The 25,819-nt window shown below is 44.2% G+C and carries 24 protein-coding genes; 11 read left to right on the forward strand and 13 right to left on the reverse strand.

What is annotated here, in order from left to right; all coding sequences use genetic code 11:
• The 5 genes from OCU50_RS06410 (at window position 1) to uspE (ending at window position 5,225) form a co-directional block, all read left to right on the forward strand.
• The gene (locus tag OCU50_RS06410; RefSeq protein WP_060467654.1) at window positions 1-2,373 is read left to right on the forward strand and encodes a heavy metal translocating P-type ATPase; all 2,373 of its coding nucleotides are present in this window, start codon (window positions 1-3) and stop codon (window positions 2,371-2,373) included.
• Window positions 2,373-2,645 (forward strand): cbb3-type cytochrome oxidase assembly protein CcoS, encoded by a 273-nt coding sequence (ccoS, locus tag OCU50_RS06415; RefSeq protein WP_060467655.1) that lies wholly within the window; start codon window positions 2,373-2,375, stop codon window positions 2,643-2,645. The genes OCU50_RS06410 and ccoS overlap by 1 nt, the downstream gene beginning before the upstream one ends.
• Window positions 2,635-3,309 carry a sulfite exporter TauE/SafE family protein gene (locus OCU50_RS06420; RefSeq protein ID WP_060467719.1) on the forward strand — a complete coding sequence of 225 codons (675 nt, stop codon included), beginning with the start codon at window positions 2,635-2,637 and terminating at the stop codon, window positions 3,307-3,309. Before ccoS ends, OCU50_RS06420 begins: the two co-directional genes overlap by 11 nt.
• A gap of 86 nt (window positions 3,310-3,395) precedes the next feature.
• Window positions 3,396-4,142, forward strand: coding sequence for an FNR family transcription factor (locus tag OCU50_RS06425; RefSeq protein WP_017057253.1), 747 nt, complete (start codon window positions 3,396-3,398; stop codon window positions 4,140-4,142).
• A gap of 132 nt (window positions 4,143-4,274) precedes the next feature.
• A complete protein-coding gene (gene uspE / locus OCU50_RS06430; RefSeq protein WP_017057254.1) occupies window positions 4,275-5,225 on the forward strand; it encodes a universal stress protein UspE in 951 nt (316 codons plus the stop codon).
• 122 nt (window positions 5,226-5,347) lie between these two features.
• Here uspE and ttcA read toward each other — a convergent pair whose 3' ends face one another.
• The 4 genes from ttcA to OCU50_RS06450 all read right to left on the reverse strand — a co-directional run bounded on the left by ttcA (window position 5,348) and on the right by OCU50_RS06450 (window position 8,998).
• A complete protein-coding gene (gene ttcA / locus OCU50_RS06435; protein ID WP_060467656.1) occupies window positions 5,348-6,241 on the reverse strand; it encodes a tRNA 2-thiocytidine(32) synthetase TtcA in 894 nt (297 codons plus the stop codon).
• A gap of 310 nt (window positions 6,242-6,551) precedes the next feature.
• Window positions 6,552-7,202: a DUF2987 domain-containing protein gene (locus OCU50_RS06440; RefSeq protein ID WP_060467657.1), complete on the reverse strand. Its 651-nt coding sequence runs from the start codon at window positions 7,200-7,202 to the stop codon at window positions 6,552-6,554.
• A gap of 121 nt (window positions 7,203-7,323) precedes the next feature.
• Window positions 7,324-8,172: a glucosaminidase domain-containing protein gene (locus OCU50_RS06445; RefSeq protein WP_060467658.1), complete on the reverse strand. Its 849-nt coding sequence runs from the start codon at window positions 8,170-8,172 to the stop codon at window positions 7,324-7,326.
• Entirely contained in the window at window positions 8,165-8,998 is an 834-nt protein-coding gene (locus OCU50_RS06450; RefSeq protein WP_060467659.1) for a DUF2189 domain-containing protein, read from the reverse strand. Before OCU50_RS06450 ends, OCU50_RS06445 begins: the two co-directional genes overlap by 8 nt.
• 330 nt (window positions 8,999-9,328) lie before the next feature.
• Between OCU50_RS06450 and potA the strand changes: the two genes are divergently transcribed.
• From potA to OCU50_RS06480, 6 genes are all read left to right on the forward strand, one after another.
• Window positions 9,329-10,444: a spermidine/putrescine ABC transporter ATP-binding protein PotA gene (gene potA / locus OCU50_RS06455; protein ID WP_060467660.1), complete on the forward strand. Its 1,116-nt coding sequence runs from the start codon at window positions 9,329-9,331 to the stop codon at window positions 10,442-10,444.
• Window positions 10,428-11,285 carry a spermidine/putrescine ABC transporter permease PotB gene (gene potB, locus OCU50_RS06460; protein WP_060467661.1) on the forward strand — a complete coding sequence of 286 codons (858 nt, stop codon included), beginning with the start codon at window positions 10,428-10,430 and terminating at the stop codon, window positions 11,283-11,285. Before potA ends, potB begins: the two co-directional genes overlap by 17 nt.
• Window positions 11,285-12,055, forward strand: a complete 771-nt coding sequence (gene potC / locus OCU50_RS06465; protein ID WP_060467662.1) for a spermidine/putrescine ABC transporter permease PotC — start codon at window positions 11,285-11,287, stop codon at window positions 12,053-12,055. The genes potB and potC overlap by 1 nt, the downstream gene beginning before the upstream one ends.
• Before the next feature lie 146 nt (window positions 12,056-12,201).
• Window positions 12,202-13,236 carry an extracellular solute-binding protein gene (locus OCU50_RS06470; protein ID WP_060467663.1) on the forward strand — a complete coding sequence of 345 codons (1,035 nt, stop codon included), beginning with the start codon at window positions 12,202-12,204 and terminating at the stop codon, window positions 13,234-13,236.
• Between the two features lie 227 nt (window positions 13,237-13,463).
• Window positions 13,464-14,501, forward strand: coding sequence for an extracellular solute-binding protein (locus OCU50_RS06475; protein ID WP_060467664.1), 1,038 nt, complete (start codon window positions 13,464-13,466; stop codon window positions 14,499-14,501).
• Between the two features lie 97 nt (window positions 14,502-14,598).
• Window positions 14,599-15,387, forward strand: a complete 789-nt coding sequence (locus tag OCU50_RS06480; protein ID WP_060467665.1) for a GGDEF domain-containing protein — start codon at window positions 14,599-14,601, stop codon at window positions 15,385-15,387.
• A gap of 120 nt (window positions 15,388-15,507) precedes the next feature.
• On the opposite strand, the gene cobB is transcribed toward OCU50_RS06480, so the two are convergent.
• The 9 genes from cobB to OCU50_RS06525 all read right to left on the reverse strand — a co-directional run bounded on the left by cobB (window position 15,508) and on the right by OCU50_RS06525 (window position 25,687).
• A complete protein-coding gene (cobB, locus tag OCU50_RS06485; RefSeq protein ID WP_060467666.1) occupies window positions 15,508-16,242 on the reverse strand; it encodes a Sir2 family NAD+-dependent deacetylase in 735 nt (244 codons plus the stop codon).
• A 257-nt stretch (window positions 16,243-16,499) separates the two neighbouring features.
• Complete coding sequence (locus OCU50_RS06490) at window positions 16,500-17,720, reverse strand: ammonium transporter (protein ID WP_060467667.1); 1,221 nt, start codon at window positions 17,718-17,720, stop codon at window positions 16,500-16,502.
• Window positions 17,721-18,097: 377 nt separating this feature from the next.
• Entirely contained in the window at window positions 18,098-18,514 is a 417-nt protein-coding gene (locus tag OCU50_RS06495) for a hypothetical protein (RefSeq protein WP_060467668.1), read from the reverse strand.
• Window positions 18,498-19,571 carry a formate dehydrogenase subunit gamma gene (locus tag OCU50_RS06500; protein WP_060467669.1) on the reverse strand — a complete coding sequence of 358 codons (1,074 nt, stop codon included), beginning with the start codon at window positions 19,569-19,571 and terminating at the stop codon, window positions 18,498-18,500. Before OCU50_RS06500 ends, OCU50_RS06495 begins: the two co-directional genes overlap by 17 nt.
• Before the next feature lie 13 nt (window positions 19,572-19,584).
• Window positions 19,585-20,193: a formate dehydrogenase FDH3 subunit beta gene (gene fdh3B / locus OCU50_RS06505; RefSeq protein WP_010440854.1), complete on the reverse strand. Its 609-nt coding sequence runs from the start codon at window positions 20,191-20,193 to the stop codon at window positions 19,585-19,587.
• Between the two features lie 11 nt (window positions 20,194-20,204).
• The gene (locus tag OCU50_RS06510) at window positions 20,205-23,060 is read right to left on the reverse strand and encodes a formate dehydrogenase subunit alpha (protein WP_060467670.1); all 2,856 of its coding nucleotides are present in this window, start codon (window positions 23,058-23,060) and stop codon (window positions 20,205-20,207) included.
• A 10-nt stretch (window positions 23,061-23,070) separates the two neighbouring features.
• Window positions 23,071-23,271 carry a twin-arginine translocation signal domain-containing protein gene (locus OCU50_RS06515; RefSeq protein WP_060467671.1) on the reverse strand — a complete coding sequence of 67 codons (201 nt, stop codon included), beginning with the start codon at window positions 23,269-23,271 and terminating at the stop codon, window positions 23,071-23,073.
• Window positions 23,272-23,347: 76 nt separating this feature from the next.
• Complete coding sequence (locus OCU50_RS06520) at window positions 23,348-24,016, reverse strand: TorD/DmsD family molecular chaperone (RefSeq protein WP_060467672.1); 669 nt, start codon at window positions 24,014-24,016, stop codon at window positions 23,348-23,350.
• Between the two features lie 9 nt (window positions 24,017-24,025).
• A complete protein-coding gene (locus tag OCU50_RS06525; protein WP_060467673.1) occupies window positions 24,026-25,687 on the reverse strand; it encodes a 4Fe-4S dicluster domain-containing protein in 1,662 nt (553 codons plus the stop codon).
• Window positions 25,688-25,819 lie beyond the last annotated feature (132 nt).

The following is a 25,819-nucleotide window of genomic DNA, read 5'->3' on the forward strand; positions in this document are numbered from 1 at the left end:
ATGTATGAATCCTGTTATCACTGCGGTGAAGATGTACCAGCGGAAACGGATTTTAAAGTAGAGATCTTAGGAGCGACTCGAAAGATGTGTTGTCCGGGCTGCGAAACCGTAGCCCAAACAATCGTTGATAGCGGTTTGGTCTCTTACTACCACTATCGCACCGCTCCTGCTGAAAAAGCGGATCTAGTGCCAGAGCAACTGCTGGCTCTCAGTCATTACGACAACGAAGATGTTCAGTTAGAATTCGTTCGTAGCTCTGAAAACACCTCTGAAGTGACATTGTCACTTGAAGGCGTCTCTTGTGCAGCCTGTGCATGGCTTATTGAAAAGCAAGTTTCTTCAAAGGCCGGGGTCGGTAGCATTCGTGTTAATACCACCACTAATCGTGCCCTGCTTAGTTGGGATAATACGCAAGTGAAACTTAGCGAGTTGTTATCGGCAATCCATACACTAGGTTACAAAGCTGCACCTTTTGAAGCCGATCAACAAGAAGCCGCCTATCATCGCTCGATGAAAAACTACCTCTATCGTCTTGGTGTTGCTGGTTTGGCGACCATGCAAGTCATGATGTTGGCAGTGGCACTTTATCTTGAAGTGTTTGGTAGCCTAGAGCCTGAATTCAAGAGTTACTTCCGCTGGGTTAGTTTGATCTTCGCAACCCCTGTCCTGCTCTACTCAGCGCTACCTTTCTATATTAATGCATGGCGAAGCATTAAAGGCCGAACACTAGGCATGGATGTTCCTGTGTCGATTGCTCTGCTATTTGCTTATGTTGCGAGTGTAGTGGCAACCGTTACAGAGCAAGGCGAAGTGTTCTTTGAATCAATCTCAATGTTCACCTTCTTCCTTCTACTTGGTCGTTTCCTTGAAATGCGCGCTCGTCGTAAAGCGGCAGCAGCTAGCGGTAACCTGCTTAAGTTAGTTCCTGCGATGGCGACAACGTTAGATGGCGATCAAGTTCCGGTAAAAACCTTGAAGGTTGGCGATCAGATTCGCGTTCTTCCTGGCGAGCATATTCCTGCGGATGGCAAAGTACTGTCTGGCAGAATTCACATTGATGAATCCATGCTGACTGGCGAATCTATTCATGTGGTTAAGAATGAAGGCGATGCCGTCTTTGCTGGCACACTGAACGGTGACGAATCGTTTGAATTAGAGGTGATGACGTCAAAAGCGGATTCAGTGATTTCTAATATCGTTCGTCTGCAAGATGAAGCGCAGTTGTCTAAGCCTCGCATCGCGGAAATCGCTGATGTGGTCGCACGGTACTTTGTGGCGGTTATCTTAGTTATTTCATTCGGCACCTGGTTCTATTGGCATCAAACACGCCCTGAAGACGCGTTTTGGATCATGCTTTCAGTACTCGTCGCGACTTGTCCGTGTGCTCTATCGCTTGCTACACCGACAGCGATTACCTGCTCAACGTCTCGTATGGGTAACTTTGGTATCTTGCTGCGTAAAGGCCATGTGTTTGAAACCTTGTGTAAAGTGAACCACTTAATCATCGATAAAACAGGTACATTGACTGAGGGTGATATTCGTATCAGCCAAGTGGAAACCTTCGCTGAACTTGATAAAGACACTTGTCTCAAAGTAGCGGCGAGCTTGGAGCAACACGCTAACCACCCTATCGCTAAAGCGTTTAAGACCTATGTTTCAGAGGGTATCGAAGTAGCATCTGTTAATAACGTGATTGGCTCGGGTATTACTGGCGAGTGGAATGGTCAAGAAGTAGCGATCGGTAGTAGTGAGTTCATTCTTGGTGAGTCTCAACCTTCCGAAAGTAATGGCATCTACCTGTCGTTAGCTGGCCGCCATATCGCGACATTTATTTATGAAGACCCGATTCGTAAAGAAAGTATCGAGTTCATTAAGCAATTCAAAGAAGCGGGTATTAAAACCACCTTGCTGACTGGTGATTCGTTGATTAACGCGAAGCCTGTTGCTGAAGAGATTGGTATTACCGATATCGTCGCGAATGCAAAACCTGAAGATAAGCTTGCTTACCTCAACTCTAGAGACGCAAGTGACATCACAATGATGGTTGGCGACGGAATTAACGATGCCCCTATTCTTGCGGGTGCTCACCTTTCTGTCGCTATGGGCGGCGGTACAGACGTGGCCAAAGCTTCTGCAGATATGGTCTTGTTGGGTGATAAGCTCGATAGATTACTTAAGTCCCGTACTTTGGCGCTAAAAACGCGTAGGATAATCCGTGAAAACCTAGCTTGGTCACTAGGATATAACTTACTTATTCTTCCATTGGCTGTCGCAGGTTTGGTTGCTCCATACATTGCCGTTGTTGGCATGTCTGCTAGCTCTATTATTGTTGTGTCTAACTCGTTAAGGCTTTTAAAAGAGCAAGGTAAATAATGGAAAGTTTATACATCCTCATTCCAATAGCGATCGTACTTGTGTGCATCGCAGTCGGAATCTTTCTATGGGCAGTAAAGAGCGAGCAGTTTGAAGATCTTGAACGCCAAGGCCATAGTATTCTATTCGATGAAGACAGCCATGCTCACAATAACTCTGACAACAAACCAGCTGCGGACAGGAAAGCCGATGTGAGCGCCCCTGCCGCTAGAGAAAATCACGTTAGCGTAGAAAGTCAAACTAGTTTAGAAAAAAAGAATGATGACACCTGATTGGATCGGCGCTTTTGTTGTTGGATTGATAGGCTCAGGTCATTGCATGGGAATGTGTGGTGGCATCGCTTCGCTTCTTTCTATTGGCAACACTAAACCTTCCCCTGTTATTCCCCTCCTGTATAACCTTGGACGCCTATTAAGCTATGCCGTAATTGGTGGCGTGATTGGCGGTGCAATTTCATCGATTGGTCAACTAAGCGATTTCAATGCTTTGCTTGGTTGGCTTCGTCTGTTTGCAGCCCTCTTTATGATCATCTTAGGGTTGTATATTGGAAAATGGTGGTTTGGCTTGTTGTTTTTCGAAAGAATCGGACAGAAATTATGGCGTTATATATCACCGATAGGTAAATCATTTCTGCCATTGAAGCACCCCAGCCATGCTTTACCATTTGGTTTCATCTGGGGTTGGCTTCCATGTGGCCTTGTTTATTCAATGCTTACGTGGGCAGCGGTATCTGGAAGCTGGTATAACGGAGCGGGCATCATGCTAGCCTTCGGTTTAGGGACCCTTCCAGCAATGTTAACCGTTGGTATGGGGGCTAATTTCTTCAAGAAACTGCAACAAGTTGACTTATTTCGTCAGTTAGGCGCAATTTTAATCCTAATTTACGGCTTTTATACTGGATATATGGCTCTACACCTTATTATTTATACCGTATAACTGTTCTTTAAACCCGGTTTTTTTACTACCCTTTAGGATTAAGGAATGCTAAAATATTGATGTATGTCAAATAGTGAAAGATTGTTATGATTTCTGAAAAGCCTGCGACGAAACGTGTTCAGTCTGGTGGTTGTGCAATCCATTGCCAGGATTGTAGTATTAGCCAGCTCTGTATCCCATTTACTTTGAATGAATCTGAACTCGATCAACTTGATCAGATCATTGAAAGAAAAAAGCCCATTCAAAAAGGGCAAGAGTTATTTAAAGCCGGTGACGAGCTTAAATCTCTGTATGCTATTCGCTCTGGAACGATCAAGAGCTATACGATTACCGAGCAAGGTGATGAGCAGATTACTGCGTTCCACTTAGCTGGTGACCTTGTTGGCTTCGATGCGATTACCGGTGATCTACACCCTAGTTTTGCTCAAGCACTAGAAACTTCTATGGTATGTGAAATCCCATACGAAATTCTTGATGACCTATCGGGGAAAATGCCTAAATTGCGTCAGCAAATTATGCGCCTGATGAGTAATGAGATTAAAGGTGACCAAGAAATGATTCTGCTTCTTTCTAAAAAGAATGCGGAAGAGCGTCTTGCAGCATTCCTTTACAATCTTTCTACTCGGTTCTCTCAACGCGGCTTCAGCCCTAGAGAGTTCCGTTTAACGATGACTCGCGGCGATATTGGTAACTACCTAGGTCTAACTGTAGAGACGATCAGTCGTCTTTTGGGTCGTTTCCAAAAAGCTGACATCTTGAGCGTTAAAGGCAAATACATCACTATTGAAGATCATGATACGTTGATGGAACTCGCTGGTGTTTCAAAAGAATAGTCTAGATATCAATGATGTAGCTTAATAATGAGCTACATCATATTTCTCCCTTAAAACTTCTTATATTTCTCTTCATCTCTCTATAACTGCGCTACATTACTTATATGTTCGTTCTGAAAAGTAGGCTTAGTTATGAGTATCTATAACAAAATTTTAGTTGTCGCTGACATTAATCACGATGAGCAACCTGCTCTAGTTCGTGCTATCCAACTTGCGAAGAAAAGCACCTCAACAAGCCATATCACTTTCTTTTTGTCGATCTATGACTTCTCGTATGAGATGACATCGATGCTCTCTGTCGACGAAAGGGACGCAATGCGCAGAGGAGTCATTCATCAGCGTGAAATCTGGATGAATAAAGTAGCAGAACCTTACCTTGATGATTCTATTGAATTCAACGTTAAAGTCGTGTGGCACAACCGCCCATACGAGGCGATCATTGCAGAAGTATACAGTGGTGACCACGATATCTTAATCAAAGGTACGCGCAAGCACGATACTTTAGAATCTGTTATTTTCACTCCAACTGACTGGCACCTACTTAGAAAATGCCCTAGCCCTGTGCTGCTGGTTAAAAACGACTTCTGGCCTGATGATGCGAAGATTTTTGCTTCGGTTCACGTAGGCTCAGAGACAGAAGCTCACTTAGAGCTCAACGATACGATGGTCGACAGATTACTAGAGATCACGGGCCGTTTGGATGCAGAACCATTCTTGGTAAATGCCTACCCTGTGACACCGGCGAATATTACAATCGAATTACCAGAGTTCGATCCGACCTCTTACACTGACGCCGTTCGTGGCCATCACTTAACAGCAATGAAAGCATTGCGCCAGAAGCACGGTATGTGTGAAGAACAAACTGTGGTTGAGCAAGGTTTACCAGAAGATGTGATTCCACGCGTCGCGTCTGAAAATAACGCTGCTATGGTAATTCTAGGTACAACGGGTCGTACTGGCTTGTCTGCCGTGTTTATTGGTAATACCGCAGAACACGTGATCGATAAGATTAACTGTGACGTGTTGGCTCTTAAACCGTCTGGTTACGTTAGCCCATTAGATCCTAACCTTTCGAAAGGTTAAGTCGTTTAAGCATAGACCCCCACTACAAGTTCATCTCATAAAAAAACGCCTCAAGCAGTGCTTGAGGCGTTTTTGTTTGTTTAATCGTTATCTACAAAGTAGTTTTAGCGAGAATCGTCTCGTTATACGTTAGTCACGTCGATGAACATTGACTCATCAATGTTAGAAGATGAAATTTCCGCTTCTTGGAATTCGTACTCTTCACGTTCACCGCTACGGTCTAATGGAAGGTTTACGAAATCGAACAGTTCACGGTCAGCCAGTTGGCTTGGGCTAACGTTCTGGATTGATTTGAAGATCTTCTCAACACGGCCCGGAGTTTTCTTGTCCCAATCAATTAGCATCGCTTTGATGTTCTGACGCTGTAGGTTCTCTTGTGAGCCACATAGGTTACAAGGAATGATTGGGAACTCTTTGTGTTCTGCGTATTTGACTAGGTCCGTTTCACGACAGTAAGTCAGTGGACGAATAACAACGTTACGACCGTCATCAGAACGAAGCTTCGGTGGCATTGCCTTTAGACGTGCACCGTGGAACATGTTCAGGAACATAGTTTCAACGATGTCATCAAGGTGATGACCCAATGCGATCTTAGTTGCACCAATCTTCTCAGCGAACGAATACAAAGTACCACGGCGCAGACGAGAACATAGACCACACGTTGTTTTACCTTCTGGCACCTTCTCTTTAACCACTGAGTATGTATCCTTATCTACGATGTAGTAAGGAATGTTCAGCGTTTCAAAGTATTCAGGAAGAATGTGCTCAGGGAACCCAGGTTGTTTTTGATCTAGGTTTACCGCTACAACATCAAACTTGATAGGTGCTGCTTCACGTAAACGTAGCAAAATGTCTAGCATCGCAAATGAATCTTTACCGCCACTAATACATGCCATTACTACGTCATTCTCTTCGATCATGTTGTAGTCGATGATGGCATTTCCAACATTTCTTCTCAGACGTTTCTGAAGTTTGTTGAATTCAAGTGTTTCTTTTCTATTATCGTTTTGGTTCATTGCGACTCTCACACCGTCGTGTTATCGACTGTAGATTGCTAGTGGGACTGTTTTAGGGCGTGGATTATACGGATTTTTATTTGAGGTTGAAATAGTAACGGCAGGATAAACAAGGCGAGTAATAGAAAGATTCGGTTTTATCTTGCGATAATGGCTATGATTTTTCGTTGAGCTCTAAGATTTTGAGAAAAGCAGGTATTCACAGATACGAATCACATGTTAATAGAAAAAGAAAAGCAGCCTATTCCTATAAGGTTCGGCTGCTTTTCGTGGTGCGGTTTAAGTTCTAGTTATACGTGTTCGGCAAACTCTATTGCGCAGGAATGTACGGTAATACGCGAATGGTTGGCTCTGGTAACGTGATACTGTCACTTCCATTCAATTCTGCTAGGGTAAACTTTGCGCGCCCTTGTGTGATTGGGATCTGTTTACCGTTAGACAAAGCTATGTAGCCTTCAAGTTTGTTGTCAAATTCTAAAGTTAACCCTTGGATGTCCGGCGTGAACCAACTGGAGAACATACCGCTGACGTCTTCTAGCATCGTTTGCATTTGTGGTAGTAGGTTCTCCAGCTGCGTAATTTCAACCGTTCCAGCCAAAGGTTCTTGAGTCATAACAACCAAAGAATACGCACATTCTTGCTCTTGCGTTTGCACAAAGATAAGAGGATTTGCTGAACGGAGGTTTTGGTCGACAGGTAGAAGCAGTTCATGTGTTGGAGACACTTTTAGTTCTTCGTAGTGCTCTTCTTTTTCCATCCAGGCTTTGCTGATGTGGCAAATTGTTTTAGCTTGTTGATCCACAAAGAAGACCGCAACTTTGACGTCATCGTGCCCTTCTTTGGTGTTGTTTTTAAGTTGTGTATAGAGCTTAGAATACGTGAACATGTACTCTTGTGCTGCAGCGGGTAAAGAGACCCCAAGGCTTAGTGAGGCTAATAAAGCGAGTGCTGTCTTTTTCATTTTTATAATCTTGTCGAAGTTGAGCGTTTATAAATAGAAAGAGCAGCCAGTGAGCTGCTCTTTATGTGATGTAGATTGACTTAGCCGACTATGAAAGGCTGCCAACTGATATCAAATCGAGTTACTTTTTCCAGTATACCTCGTTGTGACGGATCATAGCTTGTAAATCAGTCACATAGTCTGAACCTCGCTCAGAATATTTTAACAAGCCATTGGTAAGCTCTGTAGCGGTGCCTGTCGTTAGCAAATCATCGCCTCGTGCCGCAAGCTTGGCGCGGATCGCTCTTAAATTAGCATAAGCACGATTTCGGTTAAGGTTCATGAAGTAACGGTGTACTGACTCTTGGCTTGAAGAGAATGTTGCCACTTCATGGGAGCTACCTTCGTTACGTTGTAGCGGAACAAGACCACAACCTTTGGTGTAACACCAGTGTCCGAAATAGTTGTTCGCTTGGGTTGCAAAGCGCGATGTCCCCCAAGCCGACTCGTTTGCCGCCTGAGTTAACACAAGCGCTTCAGGCAAGACGTTTACGCGATTAAACATTTCTGTAAGCCAAGCTTTATCTAAGCCTGATGAAGGCACAGGCAAGCTGTACAATTTACCTAACCTTATAGCGTATGACAAATCTTCCGCATCGATGTTCGCAATGCTTGATTCAGAAACCTTAGTCAAAAACGCGCGCTCTTTAGTTATGCGTTTGTTTTCGATGTTGATGCTTGGACGTAGATAAGAAAAGAAGGTGTCTTTTTTCTTGTTTACATCATCAATGGCTGCAAAGTTTGGTGTGCTTGAGGAAACTGTCAAGTCACCAAACTGATCAGTCGAATTGGAGCTTTGATCTGTCGTACGTCGACGCTCCTCTTCTTGGTAAATATAAGGACCAATCAGTGAGATAGATCCAACAAGAGCCAGTGTTGTTACTTTAAGCGCGAGTGACTTTCCAGCGCTTGCGCGAACATTATTATGCATCGAACACCTGTGGGTTTTTGTTGTTACTGTCGTTATTACCGCTGCCGTCGTTATTGTCGTCATCGTCTTTTGGTCTGCCTGACGCTATAAGCTTTAACTTAATGCCAAACATTTCACGGTAAAGAATACCTTTCACGTGGAAAAAGAATGGAAGAACGAAAATTAAACCAATGCCATACATCATCGCCGCAATGATGAACATCAACATCACCATTAAGTAGATAGACGCGATAGTGAGGATTTTCTTGTTTACGGCCCGCAAAGAAAGCAACAGTGATTGCATTGGCGGTACTTTTTTATCGCAAATCAACAGAATTGCATGGCTAAATGCAAGTGAGAAGTAGATAGAAAGGAACGGGAGTATCATCCCCGCGATACCTTGTAGCATAAGGCTGAACAAAGTGACTAAGATAACAGGCACTGTAAATTGTAGACCTTTACCTATGTGACGAGTCTTGGTTTGTAAGCCTGCGGCGTGGCTCATTGCCATTAAGCTAATACCAGCGTAAATAGGAGCGCTGACTACTTCATAGCTAAAGTTAGCAATGAAAATAGATTCAACGATTTGTGGGGTGAAAGCCTCTGGGTCTATAACGGCATCTAGGATAACCGCAGGATCACCCAGTTGTAATTTTAATGCGATATAAAAAATGGCCAGTTGCACGAACATCAGAGCAACAATAGCAGGAGAGAACGAAAGAAAGTGACTGATGGTTTGTTTCCAAGCCTCTTGGAATACAGCCGTTGCTTTGAGCTCATAATCTCCTGAAAGAGCGCGGTTGATACTACCGCCTAAATTAAAATCTTTTTCGATGTCGTCGTTCATAATGATACCTAGGTGTACTTACTTTATCGAAGCCACCTAACTTATTGATAAAAAATTGTCTTCATTATACTCATATGTCGGATATAAACTAAAATATGAATCTGTAACAAGCTTTGCTTTTAAGTCTTAATGATTAATAATTAAACACTTATTTGGCTGTAAAGCTTGTAAATATCAGTATGGTCAAAGAAGTTTACTTTTACCTGCGAAATTTTTTATCTTCGAATGGTAAAAAGTGCTTTGAATTCACGTTTTTGGTGATTATGATGCGCGCCTTAAAAGTGTATAGCAACAGGTGTCAAAAAGAACCAAGGTGGAGAAAAACAGACGTTGAAAGCTAAAAAATCAGTAGGAAAGCCAGTCGTACAACTTACTGGCATTAGTAAAAGTTTCGATGACAAAGAAGTTATCGGTAATCTTGATCTAAACGTAAATCATGGTGAGTTTCTCACGATTTTAGGCCCATCAGGTTGTGGTAAAACAACCGTACTAAGAATGATTGCGGGTTTTGAAACGGCAGATAGTGGTCAAATACTATTAGCTGACCAGAACGTAACCCAAGTTCCTGCTGAACAAAGGCATGTTAACACTGTATTCCAAAGCTATGCCCTATTCCCGCATATGACTGTCTTCGATAATGTGGCATTTGGCTTACGCATGCAGAAAGTTCCAGGCAACGAGATTGAACCTCGTGTGATGGAAGCTTTAAAAATGGTGCGCTTAGAACAAATGGCACAGCGAAAACCACACCAGCTATCCGGTGGCCAACAGCAACGTATCGCCATCGCTCGTGCTGTCGTTAATAAGCCTAAAGTTCTTCTATTGGATGAATCTCTATCTGCTCTTGATTACAAGTTACGTAAACAGATGCAAATCGAGCTTAAACAATTACAACGCCAACTTGGTATCACGTTCATTTTTGTAACGCACGACCAAGAAGAAGCGCTGTCTATGTCTGACCGCATTATTGTTATGCGTGATGGCGTGATTGAACAAGATGGCACACCGAGAGAGATCTACGAAGAGCCTAAGAACCTGTTTGTAGCTCGCTTCATTGGGGAAATTAACGTATTCGAAGCGACAGCGAAATCTCGTCTAGATGAAAAGCGCATTGTTGCGACAATCGAAGGTGAAGAGTCTGTTATCTATCACGATAAAGACATAACACCGGGTCAAAAACTTCAAGTATTGCTTCGCCCTGAAGATCTTCGTATCGAAGAAATCAAAGAGTCTGAGCAACGCGGTATTGTTGGTCACATTGTCGAGCGAACCTATAAAGGCATGACATTGGATTCAGTGGTAGAACTTGAATCTGGTATGCGTGTGATGGTTAGCGAATTCTTCAACGAAGATGACCCTGATGTTGATCACTCACTGGGCCAAAAAGTTGCAGTAACTTGGGTTGAGAGCTGGGAAGTGGTATTAGAAGATGAGCAAAAAGTTTAATTTACAAAACGCGATTGTTGCTTTAATCACAGGTTGGTTGGTGCTGTTCGTGATGATTCCAAACATCATGATCATCGGTACTAGCTTCTTAACTCGTGATGAAGCGAACTTGATCGAGATGACCTTCACTCTCGATAACTACGTGCGTTTGGCTGACCCGCTGTATTTTAAAGTGTTAATGCACTCTTTCTATATGGCGATTGTCGCAACCCTACTTTGTTTAATCATTGGCTACCCGTTCGCTTACATCGTGGCAAAAATGCCGGCGAAATGGCGTCCAATCATGTTGTTCCTAGTGATTGTGCCATTCTGGACCAACTCTTTGATCCGTACTTACGGATTAAAAGTGGTGCTGGGTACTCAAGGCGTGTTGAACAAAGGCTTATTAGCGTTAGACATTATCGATAAACCGTTACGTATCATGTACTCAGAAACAGCAGTGATGATCGGTTTGGTGTATATCCTACTTCCGTTCATGATTCTGCCGTTGTATTCAGCGATTGAAAAACTGGATGATACGTATTTAGAAGCCGCGAAAGATTTAGGTGCGAACAAACTGCAAACGTTATTGAAAGTCGTACTTCCTTTGACAATGCCAGGCATTATCGGCGGTTGTTTACTTGTATTGCTCCCTGCGCTTGGAATGTTTTACATTTCAGATTTGTTGGGCGGTGCTAAGAACCTGTTGATCGGTAACGTCATTAAGAGCCAAGTGCTGAATGCTCGTGATTGGCCGTTTGGCGCTGCAACCAGTATTGCACTGACTACCGCTATGGCCGTGATGCTTTATGCCTACTATCGTGCAGGCAAGTTATTGAATAAGAAAGTGGAGCTAGACTAATGGGTCGCACAGTAAAGTTCAGCTTTATGGCGCTGGTATACGTTTTTCTATACCTACCTATTATCGTATTGATTGCAAACTCATTTAATGCCAATAAGTTTGGTATGAAATGGGGTGGCTTTACCACTAAGTGGTATGACGCGCTGATTAACAACGACAGCCTAATGCAGGCCGCGTGGCACTCGATTAACGTAGCCGTGTTCTCAGCAACAGCCGCAACGATTGTCGGAAGCCTGACAGCAGTAGCCCTATTCCGTTACCAATTCAAAGGTAAAGGCGTAGTAAATGGCATGCTTTTCATCGTAATGATGTCACCAGATATCGTCATGGCGATTTCGCTTCTTGCGCTATTCTTGGTAATGGGTGTGCAACTTGGGTTTTTTACCCTACTTGCCGCGCACATTACTTTCTGCCTGCCGTTTGTTGTGGTAACGGTCTACAGTCGCTTGAATGGCTTTGATGTAAAAATGCTAGAAGCAGCAAAAGACTTAGGGGCAAGCGAATGGACGATTCTAAAACAGATCATCCTGCCTCTTGCTAAGCCAGCGGTTGCTGCGGGTTGGTTATTGAGCTTCACTCTGTCTTTGGACGACGTGATCATCAGCTCTTTCGTCACGGGCCCAACCTATGAAATCTTGCCACTGAAGATTTACTCAATGGTTAAAGTCGGTATCTCTCCTGAGGTAAACGCCCTAGCAACAGTGATGTTAGTGGTGTCGTTAGTTCTGGTGATTATTTCTCAGTTATTAGCGAGAGAGAAGATCAAGTAAGTCTCCTACTCTATACAGAGACGAACTTGATAAGAAGTTAACAAACTTCATGTTCTACAAAGTGTTAATCATAAACAGAATGGTAAATTGCCATTCTGTTTTTCTATCTACTGCCTTCGGGCACGTTTAGTTTGGAGCTAACGTCAATGAAAAAATGGGCTACTCTATTAGCTGGTAGTGCATGTGCGCTTTCAATGTTATCTGCACCATCGTTTGCAAAAGATAACAAAGAGTTGGTATTCATGAACTGGGGACCTTACATCAACAGTGAGATCTTAGAACAGTTCACGGATGAAACTGGCATCAAAGTGATTTACTCGACTTACGAATCGAATGAAACTTTGTACGCAAAGCTAAAAACACACAATAAAGGTTACGACCTTGTGGTTCCTTCAATCTACTTCGTGTCTAAAATGCGCGACGAAGGCATGCTTCAAAAGATCGACAAAACCAAGCTAAACAATTTTACGAATCTAGATACAAACTATCTAGATAAGCCATATGATCCGAACAACGACTACTCTATTCCACACGTAGTCGCGATCACGGGTCTTGCTGTTAACACAGACATGTACGACCCAGAAGCTTTCCAAAGCTGGACTGACCTATGGAAGCCGGAGCTTGAAGGTCAGCTGATGATGATGGACGACACGCGTGAAGTGTTCCACATCGCACTGCGCAAGTTAGGTTATTCAGGTAATACAACCAACGAGAAAGAGATCGACGAAGCTTACGCTGAGCTGCAAAAGCTAATGCCAAACGTTCTCGTCTTTAACTCAGACAATCCAGGCGCACCGTACATGGCAGGTGAAGTAGGTCTTGGTATGCTTTGGAACGGTTCTGCGGCTGCAGCGCAAAATGAAGGGTTACCAATTAAACTGGTTTTCCCTAAAGAAGGCGGCATCGGTTGGGTTGATAACTTCGCAATCAGTTCTGGTGCGGTAAACGTAGAAGCGGCTCATAAGATGATCGACTTCCTACTTCGCCCTGAAATCGCAGAGCAAATCTCTCGCGACACTGGCTACCTAACGGCAGTTAAAGCGTCTAATGAGAAGTTCAAAGATAGCCCTGCTCTGTTCCCATCTCAAGAAGACCTTGACCGTGTTGAATGGCAAGCTGCGGTTGGCGACAAGACCGTGAAGTACGAAGATTACTTCATGAAGCTTAAAGCCGGTCAGTAAGCGAGTTAGTTGTCTAGTTGCTCTGGTCACCAGATGCTAATAAGTCATTGGTTTACTTAACAAGGCTATTTAGATAATCAACAAGTTAAAAATAAGAATATCAATGAATAGGTAGCTTAGGCTGCCTATTTTGTTATATCGCTGATATAATCTAGCGCGATTTTTAAAAATCCTTTTACTTTGGGTTCACTACCCAGCTCCAAATCAAACAAATGAACGGAACAGTAATGAAAAAGACACTGTATACCGGCGCATTGTGTGCTGCTACTTTACTTTCTACGCCCTCTTTCGCAGCTGACCAAGAACTGTATTTTTACAACTGGTCTGAATATATTCCAAATGAAGTGCTAAAAGACTTCACCGAAGAAACTGGCATTAAAGTCTATTACTCAACCTATGAGTCTAACGAAAGCATGTACGCTAAGTTAAAAACTCAAGGTACAGGTTATGACCTAGTGGTTCCTTCGACTTACTTCGTTTCTAAAATGCGTAAAGAAGGCATGCTTCAAGAGCTTGATAAAACTAAGCTAAGCCACTTTGCAGATTTGGACCCAAATTACTTAGATAAGCCATTTGACCCAAGCAACAACTACTCGATCCCATACATTTGGGGCGCAACGGGTATTGGTATTAACTCAGATATGCTAGATAAGTCTTCAGTTAAAGGCTGGGGTGATCTTTGGGATACGCAGTGGGAAGGTCAATTGATGATGATGGATGACTCTCGTGAGGTTTTCCACATTGCCCTGTCTAAGCTAGGTTACTCTCCAAACACGACTAACCCTGAAGAAATCAAAGAAGCGTACGAAGAACTGCGTAAGCTAATGCCAAACGTATTGGTATTCAACTCAGATTTCCCTGCGAACCCTTTCTTAGCGGGTGAAGTATCTCTTGGTATGCTTTGGAATGGCTCTGCTTACATGGCGCGTCAAGAAGGCGCAACAATTGACATCATTTGGCCAGAGAAAGGCGCTATCTTCTGGATGGACAGCCTAGCGATTCCATCAGGCGCTAAGAACACTGAAGCGGCACATAAGATGATCGACTTCCTTCTTCGTCCTGAAAACGCAGCTAAGATTGCTCTAGAGATCGGTTACCCGACGCCAGTTAAAACGGCTTACCCTCTTCTTCCAAAAGAATTTGCTGAAGATAAGAATATTTTCCCACCACAATCAGTGATGGATAACGGCGTTTGGCAAGATGAAGTTGGCGAAGCGAGCGTCATTTATGACGAGTATTTCCAAAAACTTAAAGTAAACAACTAGATTTTTACCGAGAGGTTAATAAAGCGGCGTAAGCCGCTTTATTTTTATCTACACTTTATAGAAGATTAAAAGGAAGCAATACGGAGTATTATTTGTTATGCCAACAAACCCTATTCTACTCGTTGTGATTTTAACGCTTCTAACGTCACTCCTTTTGTTTGGGCTGAACTCACTTATTCAAGTTGATTCTAATTACGATCTGTTCTTTGAAACGAATACGCTCGTCATTACGACATATATCTGCTTTGTTGCTCGCCGTTCTATTCGCCGAAATAAAACACTTATGCTCGGCTCACTGCTACTTATCTTTAATCTATTTTATGATGTATCGAGTGAAGTTCAATATCTCGATGAATGGGCTGACCGAAATGAACTCATTGATACCTTTCTCGAAGATGGCTTACTTCAAATAGCTTTTCTGTTAATCGCCGTAGGTATCACTAAATTAAACACCCACTTAAAAGATCAAAGCAAGAAAGATGAGCTGACAGGCTTATATAATCGTAAAAAGTTCGATGCGATTAAGCTTGAAGAGTTTGAGTTGATTTATTTCGACTTAGATGGGTTAAAACAAGTGAATGATCGCCAAGGGCACCAAGAGGGTGACCTAATGATTGTCCGTTTCTCTCAAGCATTGAATCAGGTGGTACTTGAAGATGAAATGGTGTTTCGTGTTGGCGGCGATGAGTTTGTAGCAACCGTTCAACTTGGTCGCGGTGGGGAGTTTATTAAACAAGTTACTAACCTACTCCTCGATGAGGACATATCATTTTCATACGGTATTGAAGTTGCACAACGAGAAAACTTTAAACAAGCATTAATTGAATCTGATAAAGCGATGTATGTAATGAAAAAAGCCCAGCGATCTGACACAGACGAGTTTTAAGTGTTTTGTATGGATCTACACAAAACGATAACTACTTTTTTAATCTAAATGGTTTCAGGTAGACGCGACTCGGATAGAACTGGCTGAGCAACTCTCAGCCTGTCATCGTTTTATACTTTATTAAGCCGTTAAAGATCCTTGCTCCGTGCTCAGCAGTTCCTCAACGAGCTTAGGTACTTCGATACTCGCTTTACCGTAACGCTTCTCTTCAAATTCGCTCTCTACTGCGCTTGGCTCAAGGTTGATTTCAATCGTATGTGCGCCATGCATTTTAGCGTCATGTACAAAACCCGCCGCTGGATACACCACGCCAGACGTGCCAATTGAGATAAACAGATCGGCTTCTTCCAGTGCTGAATAGATGTCGCCCATTCTCAATGGCATCTCACCAAACCAAACAATGTGTGGACGCATTTGTGCGGGAATCTGACAACAGTGACATAGCTCGCCTGTCTCGATGTTCTCTTTATGGTCGATAACCTGATTCGACTCGCTGCAACGTGCTTTAAGCAGTTCACCATGCATGTGGATGATATTGCTGCTACCGCCTCTCTCATGCAGGTTGTCGATGTTTTGAGTAATGATGGTGACTTTGCCATCAAGCTTGTCTTCAAGCTCTCCTAGCGCCTTGTGGGCTGAATTTGGCTGGATGCTGTCACTTTGCAATCCGGAACGACGTTTGTTGTAAAACTCTTGTACTAAGTCTGGATCTTTTTCAAAGCCTTCAGGTGTCGCGACATCTTCGATTTTATGGTTTTCCCATAATCCGTCTTGTGATCGGAATGTTTGTATCCCCGACTCCGCTGAAATACCTGCGCCAGTAAGAATTACGATATTTCGATATGGGAAATGCATATAACGTCCTTTTCAATATGTCACTTTGTAACAGCTTAGCACTGATCAAATTCCAACAATAGTTTTAGGGATTAGACCATAGTCTTAGCCAACTGAATTCATTGGTTATTTGTGACATAACTCGATTGTCTATCGCTTGGCTTTCTTACCGAAGCTTTCGATGTGTTTTCAACTAACACAAAAAAGCGGCCGAAGCCGCTTAGTCTTGTTTAACTGGTGTCTACTTGACGAGCTTAAACCCATCAAAGTGAACGACGTTAATCTTCGTTGATAGACGAGATCTTATGGATTGAAAGATCCGCGCCGTTGAATTCGTCTTCTTCACTTAAACGTAAGCCCGTTAGTCTGCTCAACACGCCATAAACAATCAAAGCACCAGTCAGAGCAACAGCGATACCCGCTAATGTACCGACAACTTGAGAAGCAAAACTCACACCCCCTAGCCCCCATAATGTTTGTGAGCCGAAGATGCCAGCAGCAATGCCACCCCAAGCGCCACACACGCCGTGCAGAGGCCATACACCTAGAACATCATCAATCTGTGTTTTGTTTTGCATGTACGTGAACAGGTAGACGAACAATGCACCTGCCACGCCGCCAGTCACTAACGCGCCTAATGGGTGCATTAAGTCTGAACCTGCACAAATCGCTACTAAGCCAGCCAAAGGCCCATTATGGATAAAGCCTGGGTCATTCTTACCTGTAACAAGCGCCGCCAGAATACCGCCAACCATAGCCATTAATGAGTTCATCGCCACTAGGCCGCTGATGCCATTGATAGCTTGAGCAGACATTACGTTGAAGCCAAACCAACCCACACATAAGATCCACGAACCTAATGCTAAGAAAGGAATGTTCGATGGTGCGAAGTTGGTGTGTTTACCTGCCCGGATACGACCTTTACGCATGCCTAAGAAGTAAACTGCGACCAATGCAATCCAACCGCCAACACCGTGAACGACAACAGAGCCTGCGAAGTCGTGGAATCCGTAACCAAATTGGCCTTCTAGCCACGCTTGGAAACCAAAGTTACCATTCCAAATGATGCCTTCAAAAAATGGGTAAATGAAACCAACGGTAAATAGTGTCGCAATCAAAATGGGATAGAAACGTGCACGCTCTGCGATACCACCGGATACGATCGCAGGGATTGCTGCGGCAAAGGTCATTAGGAAGAAAAACTTAACCAGCTCGTATCCATTCCCTTGCGATAGCGTTTCCGCGTCGGCAAAAAAGTGCGCGCCGTAAGCGACCCAGTAGCCAATAAAGAAGTAAGCAATAGCGGAGACACCAAAATCCGAGAGGATCTTAACCAGCGCATTGACTTGGTTCTTCTTTCGAACGGTACCTACTTCGAGAAATGCAAAGCCAGCGTGCATCAAGAAGACCATGATGGCGCCGAGTAATAGGAATAAAGTATCTGAACTTTGGGTAAGGGTTTGTACTGCACTATGAACTTGAGTCACCGTTTCACTCATTAAAGCATTCTCCTTCGCTTTATCTGATTTGCACTGATATCGTGCGATTCAATAATGTAATTAATTAAAGACTCAACAGTGAAGGCAAGATGTGTTCCAACTGCGTGGTGTAATTTTCGTGCAACAGAATTAACTTTTAAGTTGTTGATTAAAATTAAATAAATTTCCCGCTGCACTTTTTTGATTCTTAGAGGGCGGAAAAGTCACACGAACGATTGCACCAACGGAGGGAATTGCACCATATTGAAGCGGTCAATGGGGCGAATTTTATTCAGAGTTGAGTGGGTCAGAGCTGCTTACAGTTATCCAGATGCTTAAATACAAAAAGCCCAGGAAATGAATCACTGGGCTTTCTTTAGATATGTAACGTGTTAGCGTTACAAGTTCGGGCCTGTTGAAGGGTTTTGCGGTAAGTTTTGACTCAAACGCTGCATACCTTGATACATACGAATAAACCAAACCACTATCGCAACACCACCGAATAACACGCCTACATACGGAATGTAGTAAGCAATGTCATCGATAATATGGTTTTGATACCAGTAATCGTTCACACCGATTAACACGCCATTAGAGGTCGCTACCGTTACAATAAGCACCACAAAGAACGTCAGGTTCAAGAAGAACGAGCGAATCAAGCCGTAGTAATGGGTATCCACTACTTCGCCGTCTTCGCCTTTATCTAAACGATAGCCCGCGTAGATGATGGCAACCACACCAGAGAGAAGGCAAGTAAATGGCGTAAAGCAGCTTAGTATGTAAGCGACCCAAATACCTTTATGAGGTTTGTTCATTCTTATTCACCCCTTCCGTTTTCTCTGTTGCTGCGTTTGCGCTTTGTTCAACGCCGTTTTTCTCTTGTTCCATCACTTCTTTGTACCAAAGGTCATGGTGCTCTTTAGCCCAAGTCTCATCAACTTCACCGGTTACCATGCCTTCTAGTGCGCCTTCCATACCGAATAAGCCGATGTAGATGTGGAACACGAAACCACAAATAAGGATCAGAGCCGCCAACATGTGAACGAGGTTTGAAAGTTCCATATCACGACGGGTTTGACCAAAAATTGGGAAGTCCAATACCAAGCCACTAAACGCAACCACAGTACCCACCACAATCAGAAGCCAAAACAGCGCTTTTTCACCCGCGTTCGAGAATTCTGCCGATGGATGAGAACCTTTATGCTTGCCAACCATGCCACCCAGTTTCATGAACCACTGGAGATCGACCATCTTGAAGATAGACTTGCGCCACCACTTGATAAGAACAGCCATCAACAGCACATAGAAGATCGGGCCAATGTAGTTATGGTATTGCTTAGCCAGTAGAACAATGAAGCCCCATAGATCCGTTGGGACATAAGGTTTCAAGAAGTGTTTACCGTAAACCAACATCAAACCACTGAACGCCAGTGTTAAGAAGGTAAACGCCATGCTCCAGTGCAATGCACGATCAAGTCGAGACCAACGTTTGATCTTACGGCCTGTTCTTGGTGCGCTTAGCATTAACGGGCCAATCACAACGTACATCAAAGTCACAAAAGCAATACTGCCAAAGATAGCGACAGCACCGGCTGGTGACATCCACTTCTCTTTCAATATGTACCACGTTTGACCTGGAGCACTAATCAACACACCGTGCTCAGCCGATTGAGAGGTCGTGTAACCTTCCTCACCATTTCTTACTTGTCGCCAAAAATCAGCGCCAGCAAGTTGTGTGATTTCTCTTTCAGCAGAGCTCGATTGAGTTTGTGATGAGTTCGTCTCAGATGCATGACTCAAAGGAGACAGCATTGTTAGTGCTGCCAACATCGGCAACACTACAAGGAAGAGACGCTTAAACATTGTAAGCATATGTCTCTCCTAACTAGCTCTTCATCGCATCGTAAGAAAGGTCGTTGCCGTCTGTCCAACCGGCACCTTTCGCACCGCGTTCTACAACACGCTGACGGAAAATATCAGAGACTTGCTCAGCATCACCGGCAAGCAGCGCTTTTGTCGAACAAAGCGAAGCACACATTGGTAGCTTACCTTCAGCAATACGGTTCGCACCGTATTTTTGGCGTTCTTCAACAGAACCTGGCTCTGTTTCAGGGCCGCCAGCGCAGAAGGTACATTTGTCCATTTTACCGCGCTCACCAAACGCTTCCTGTTTAGGGAATTGAGGTGCGCCAAACGGACAAGCAAACAAGCAGTAACCACAACCGATACACAGGTCTTTATTGTGAAGCACGATGCCGTCTTCTGTATGTTCAAAACAGTCTGCTGGGCAAACTGCCATACAAGGTGCATCAGTACAGTGCATACATGCTACTGAGATAGAGTTTTCACCCGGCTCACCATCGTTCAGTGTCACAACGCGGCGACGTTGAATACCCCATTCCAGAGCATCGTCATTTTCATTCTTACATGCAGTGACACAACCGTTACATTCGATACAACGTTTGGTGTCACAAAGAAATTTCATTCTAGCCATTTTAAGACTCCTTACGCTTTACGAATATTACAAAGGGTTACTTTCGTTTCCTGCATCAACGTGACAGGGTCGTAACCATATGTGGTTGCTGTGTTAGCAGCTTCACCAATAACGTAAGGATCAGTGCCTTCTGGGTATTTAGAACGCAAATCTTCGCCTTGGAACTTACCACCGAAGTGGAATGGGATGAACGCCAGCCCCGGTTTCACACGACGTGTGACCATCGCTTTCACCTTAATACGACCTTTTTCTGCGCCCTCTACCCAAACATCGTCACCGTCTTTGAAGCCGATGTCGTTTGCGTCTTTTGGGTTCACTTCAACAAACATCTCTTGTTGCAGTTCTGCTAACCAAGGGTTAGAACGAGTCTCGTCACCACCACCTTCGTATTCAACCAGACGACCAGAAGTCAGGATAATCGGGTATTCACCAGATTTGTCTTGCTCTTGAATCGACTTGTAAAGCGTAGGTACACGGAAAATAGCTTCTTTGTCGTCCCAAGTTGGGTAATCAGCGACTAGGTCGCGACGTGGTGTGTAAAGTGGCTCACGGTGTAGTGGCACTCTGTCTGGGAATGTCCAAACAATCGCACGCGCTTTTGCATTACCAAACGGAATACAACCGTGCTTGATAGCCACACGTTGGATGCCACCAGAAACGTCGGTCTTCCAGTTTTTACCTTCAGCAGAGGCTTTCTCTTCTACCGTTAGGTCATCCCACCAACCAAGTTGCTTCAGAAGTTTGTCACTGAATTCTGGGTAACCGTCTTTGATTTCGCTGCCTTTTGAGTAACTGTCTTCAGCCAGTAGGCTTTGACCTTCGAACTCCACACCGAAACGAGTACGGAAGTTACCGCCGCCCTCTGCAACAGGCTTAGACGTATCGTAAAGGATATGTGTGCCTGGGTGTTTCATCTCTGGGTTGCCCCAACATGGCCAAGGAAGACCGTAAGTCTCACCGTTCGCAGGGCCACCTTCTGCAGCAAGCGTTGTTTTGTGGAATGTGTGCCAGTTTTGTTGGTGCTCTTTCAAACGCTCTGGGCTTTGACCTGTGTAACCGATCGTCCACATACCTTTGTTGAATTCACGAGTAATGTCTTCAATCAATGGTTGGTTGTTCTCAACACGGATGTTTTTGAACAGCTGATCAGAGAAGCCAAGCTTCTTAGAAAGAAGGTACATGATTTCGTGGTCAGGCTTAGATTCGAACAGAGGATCAACCACCTTGTCACGCCACTGTAAAGAACGGTTTGATGCAGTTACACTGCCGTAGGTTTCAAATTGAGTAGTCGCTGGAAGCAGGTAAACGCCGTCAGTACGATCGTTCATTACCGCTGCAACCGTTGGGTATGGGTCAACAATCACCATCATATCCAGCTTCTGCATCGCCTTCTTCATCTCAGGACCACGAGTCTGAGAGTTTACTGCGTGACCCCAGTAGAACATCGCGCGGATGTTTTCGCGTTGACGAATCTTGTCTTTGTCTTCAAGTACACCATCAACCCAACGAGACACAGGAATACCTGCACTGTTCATTGGTTTTTGACCACCGTAAGCGTTGTCGTCGAAACGGCCTTTTACCCAGTCAAAATCGATGTCCCAAACTTTAGACCAGTGACGCCAAGAACCTTCAGACAAGCCGTAGTAGCCCGGTAGTGTGTCAGACAGTACGCCAAGGTCAGTTGCGCCTTGTACGTTATCGTGTCCACGGAAAATGTTTGCACCGCCACCTGATTTACCGATGTTACCTAGCGCAAGCTCAAGTACACAGTAAGCACGTGTGTTGTTGTTACCCGTAGTATGTTGAGTACCACCCATACACCAAACAATACAACCCGGACGGTTTTCAGACAGTAGTTTCGCAGTTTGGTAAACGTCTTCTTCGCTTACGCCAGTCACACGTTCAACTTCTGCTGGGTTCCACTTCGCCACTTCTTCACGGATTTCTTCCATGCCGAATACACGTTGGCGAATGAACTCTTTGTCTTCCCATTTATTAGCAAAGACATGCCATAAGATGCCCCAAATGAAGGCAACATCTGAACCAGGGCGCAATGATACGTAATGATCCGATTTCGCAGCGGTACGTGTACGACGAGGATCCGCAACCACGATCTTACAGTTGTTCTTCTCTTTCGCGATCAAGATGTGCTGCATCGCTACTGGGTGAGCTTCTGCTGGGTTTGAGCCAATGAACAGCATCGATTTACAGTTGTGCATGTCATTGAACGAGTTTGTCATTGCACCGTAACCCCAAGTGTTTGCAACACCGGCTACTGTGGTTGAGTGACAAATTCGCGCTTGGTGGTCAACGTTGTTGGTGCCCCAAAGCGACGCCATCTTACGGAATGCGTAAGCTTGCTCGTTACTGTGTTTTGCACTGCCTAGGAAGTAAACCGAATCAGGGCCAGATTCTTTACGAAGCTCTAGCGCTTTGTTACCGATTTCTTCAATCGCTTGTTCCCAAGAAAGCTTCTTCCACTTACCGCCTTCCAATTTCATTGGGTACTTAAGACGACGTTCACCGTGGCCATGCTCACGCAGTGCAGCACCTTTTGCACAGTGTCCACCAGCGTTAAATGGGTGATCGAATGCAGGTTCTTGACCTGTCCATACGCCATTTTGAACTTCAGCGTAGATACCACAACCCACAGAACAGTGAGAACAGATAGTACGTTTCACTTCTGTTTTCGCTTCTGGGTCGACTGATTTAGCCTGTGCTTTCTTCATCATGCCCGGTGCGAAAAGACTTGCGCCTACAACCGCGCCACCAGCAGCAAGTGAAGTGTTTTTCATGAAGGCGCGACGAGACACACCTAGCTGATTGGTTTCTTTGCTCACACTATCGGAGCGTTTGACAAGTTTCATCCGTTATCTCCTAAAGTGTGTCGTAGTAATCGCGAATATGTTGCGTTTCGCGATAGCCCGTCTTCTTCACGTCTTTTTCAGGCATTTCAATCGTTTCTGAAGCGGTTGCCACTTTAGTTGTTCCAGCGACAACGGCACCAGCAACGGCTGCAGTCGTTAAACCTTTGAGTAAGTCTCTACGGCTTGTATCTATTTCTTTATTATCTTTCATCATTGCTTCCTTACCTTGCGGTAGATCTTTTTGGAGGCTTCATGCCCCTCTATCGATATAATCGCGTACTGCTCGATTACTCGTAATCAGTGACGTTTTTCACATCAATCTTTAATTTATGTTTACTGCTTTTTGTATTAACGCTAAAACGCACTTGCTCTAACGTTAGGAATGCTTCACACAGCTGAGCTGCCGATTTGTAGAAGTTCGCACTCTCTGCGGCTTCAAGTTGACGCGTAAAAGAGTTAAACCAAGGCCCGATATGTTTATTGAAAACGGCTTGTTGTAGCGCGTCTTCTTCATCGGTTAGCATCGCCATGACTTCACAGAGAGCCGCGATATGATCTTCAGGCTCTTTAACCTGCTCATCACGCTCAATGCCAAGCAATTCAAGATCGTGACGGATCTCAGCTAATGGTTTTTCCATCATCGATCCTGTTCTGTGCCAAGAACCGAATGGAACCACTTCCCCACGACCAATGCCGATGAACAAGTCTTGATATTCGTCTTCTAATGCTTCTTGATTTGATTCGGTTGCCGCTTGTTTAATAGCAATCCAAGCCTTTTGCATCGCGCTTTCAGACGCTTCAATGTCTAGCGTCTTTAGGAAATTAATCACCTCTTCAGAAGGTGCGCTACGAAAAAGTGCAGAAAGAACCAGATATATTTCAGTTCTTAGTGTTTGTTCTTGCTTTAATTCTTTTGCGAGCTCAGGTTCTTGTGCTTGATCTAAATGAGTATCCAAGGCCAACTCCTAGTATTTCAATTGTTTCAATGGGTCTTGAGCCATTGAATCGAACATGTCCACCACACGACAGTCTTCACACATCGCAATACGATTAATTGCTGTCTCATCTGAGAAATGAGAGTGACCGCGTAACTTATTCTGTAGCATGTCAATCATAGACTGTGGTGCGAATGGCTTATGACAACGTACACATTCCGCTGCTTTCTCTTCATGAATCACAACCGCTTGTTGACGTTCTTCTTTCACCCAATTCATTCGAGGAGTCAGAGTGAGAACATTCTCAGGACACGCCTTTTCACATAGGCCACATTGAATACAATCTTGTTCGACAAACTTAAGGGATGGAGATGCGCCGTCGGTATGCAGAGCACGTGTTGGACACACAGCCACACAACTCATGCACAAGGTACAATCTTTGCTTTCACACGAAACCGTGCCGTATGGCGCATTCGAAGGAAGCTCAACAATGTTTTCAACTGGAATACGAGACGAAGACATCGCATCAAGTGCTGTGAACAAACGTTGACGCTTATTGCCTTGAAGATCGCCAAGTGCAAGGTCGAATGAATCCACACACAGTGTCGGAGGACCTTCGCGAAGCGATTCTAGATAAAGGATATCGATGGTTTCTTTTGGGATACCAATTTGGTCTAGCAGTTCTTGAGCGATCCCGACTTCGTTATTCAGAACACGAATGATGGTTTCTGGCATAAAGCGAGAAGCTGCAAACAGAACCTGAGTGGCGCCGTTAACTAAAGCTGCAAACCAAGTATCGATACCGATAGAAGGCAATTCTTCGACAACAATCGGAATCACGTTATCTGGCAGCGCTTTAAGTGCCATTACATTGTAGGTTTCATGACGTGAGCTACAGATAAGCACGATAGGATCTAGACCGCCCGCTTGCTCGTAATTCGCTAGCGTACGTTCAATGAACTTTTGAGTATCGTCAGGATTTGGAAGCGCGTAGGTAATGGCTTCGGTAGGACAGCTTGTTGCACAAGTTCCGACACCTTGACATAGGTAAGGGTTAATCTCGATCTTGTGACCCGTCTTGTCCGATCCTTCACTTGATAGTGCACCAGCAGGACAAGCGTCAACACAACGCTCACAGCCTTTAACGCCACGTGAACTGTGCGCACATAGGTCTGTGTCTAAACGGAAGAATTTAGGCTTATCAAATGTCCCCATTAACGTTGGAATCTCTTCTAACGCTTCAGCCAGTTTGGGATAGCCGCGCCCGACTGGGTAATAACCAGGAACAGGCACTTCTTCTGTCATGCAGCTATTTAGGCAAAGGTCTAAAACCACATCGAAACAATCGTGATTAATGGCCACTTTGGCGAGATTGCTCGATGTGCCTTTACTCTCAATCAGAACTTCAAACGTGCCAAGGAAACCGGATACTTGAACCGCGTTCGCGAAGTACAATTCTGGGTTTGTTCCCTTTTCGCCATCTGTCGATAATAAAGTTAGGCTCGTTAACTGAGGTAATTGCGCAGCCGCACTCTCAATGATCTTTGTTGGACCAATAATGAGTGTGTTTCCCCCGCTCTCATAACTGACTGTCGGTGGAATTAGGTTTGTTAACTCAACTGTATTTTCAAATGCATACAGTCTTGCTTTAGCGTTATTTGAAGTTGCTTGTTCTAATAATTGTTTAAGCATTGCTCAGTTCCATCTTTGGACATGGATAATCTGTTCAACCTTCATTGTAGTTAGCGTTAGAGAACTTGCTGAGTAATCAGTTAACAGCTAATTGTTTCGTTAGCTATTCATTATCCATTCAACCTTACTCAA

This window comes from Vibrio toranzoniae (genome assembly GCF_024347655.1).
In the GTDB taxonomy this organism is placed as follows: domain Bacteria; phylum Pseudomonadota; class Gammaproteobacteria; order Enterobacterales; family Vibrionaceae; genus Vibrio; species Vibrio toranzoniae.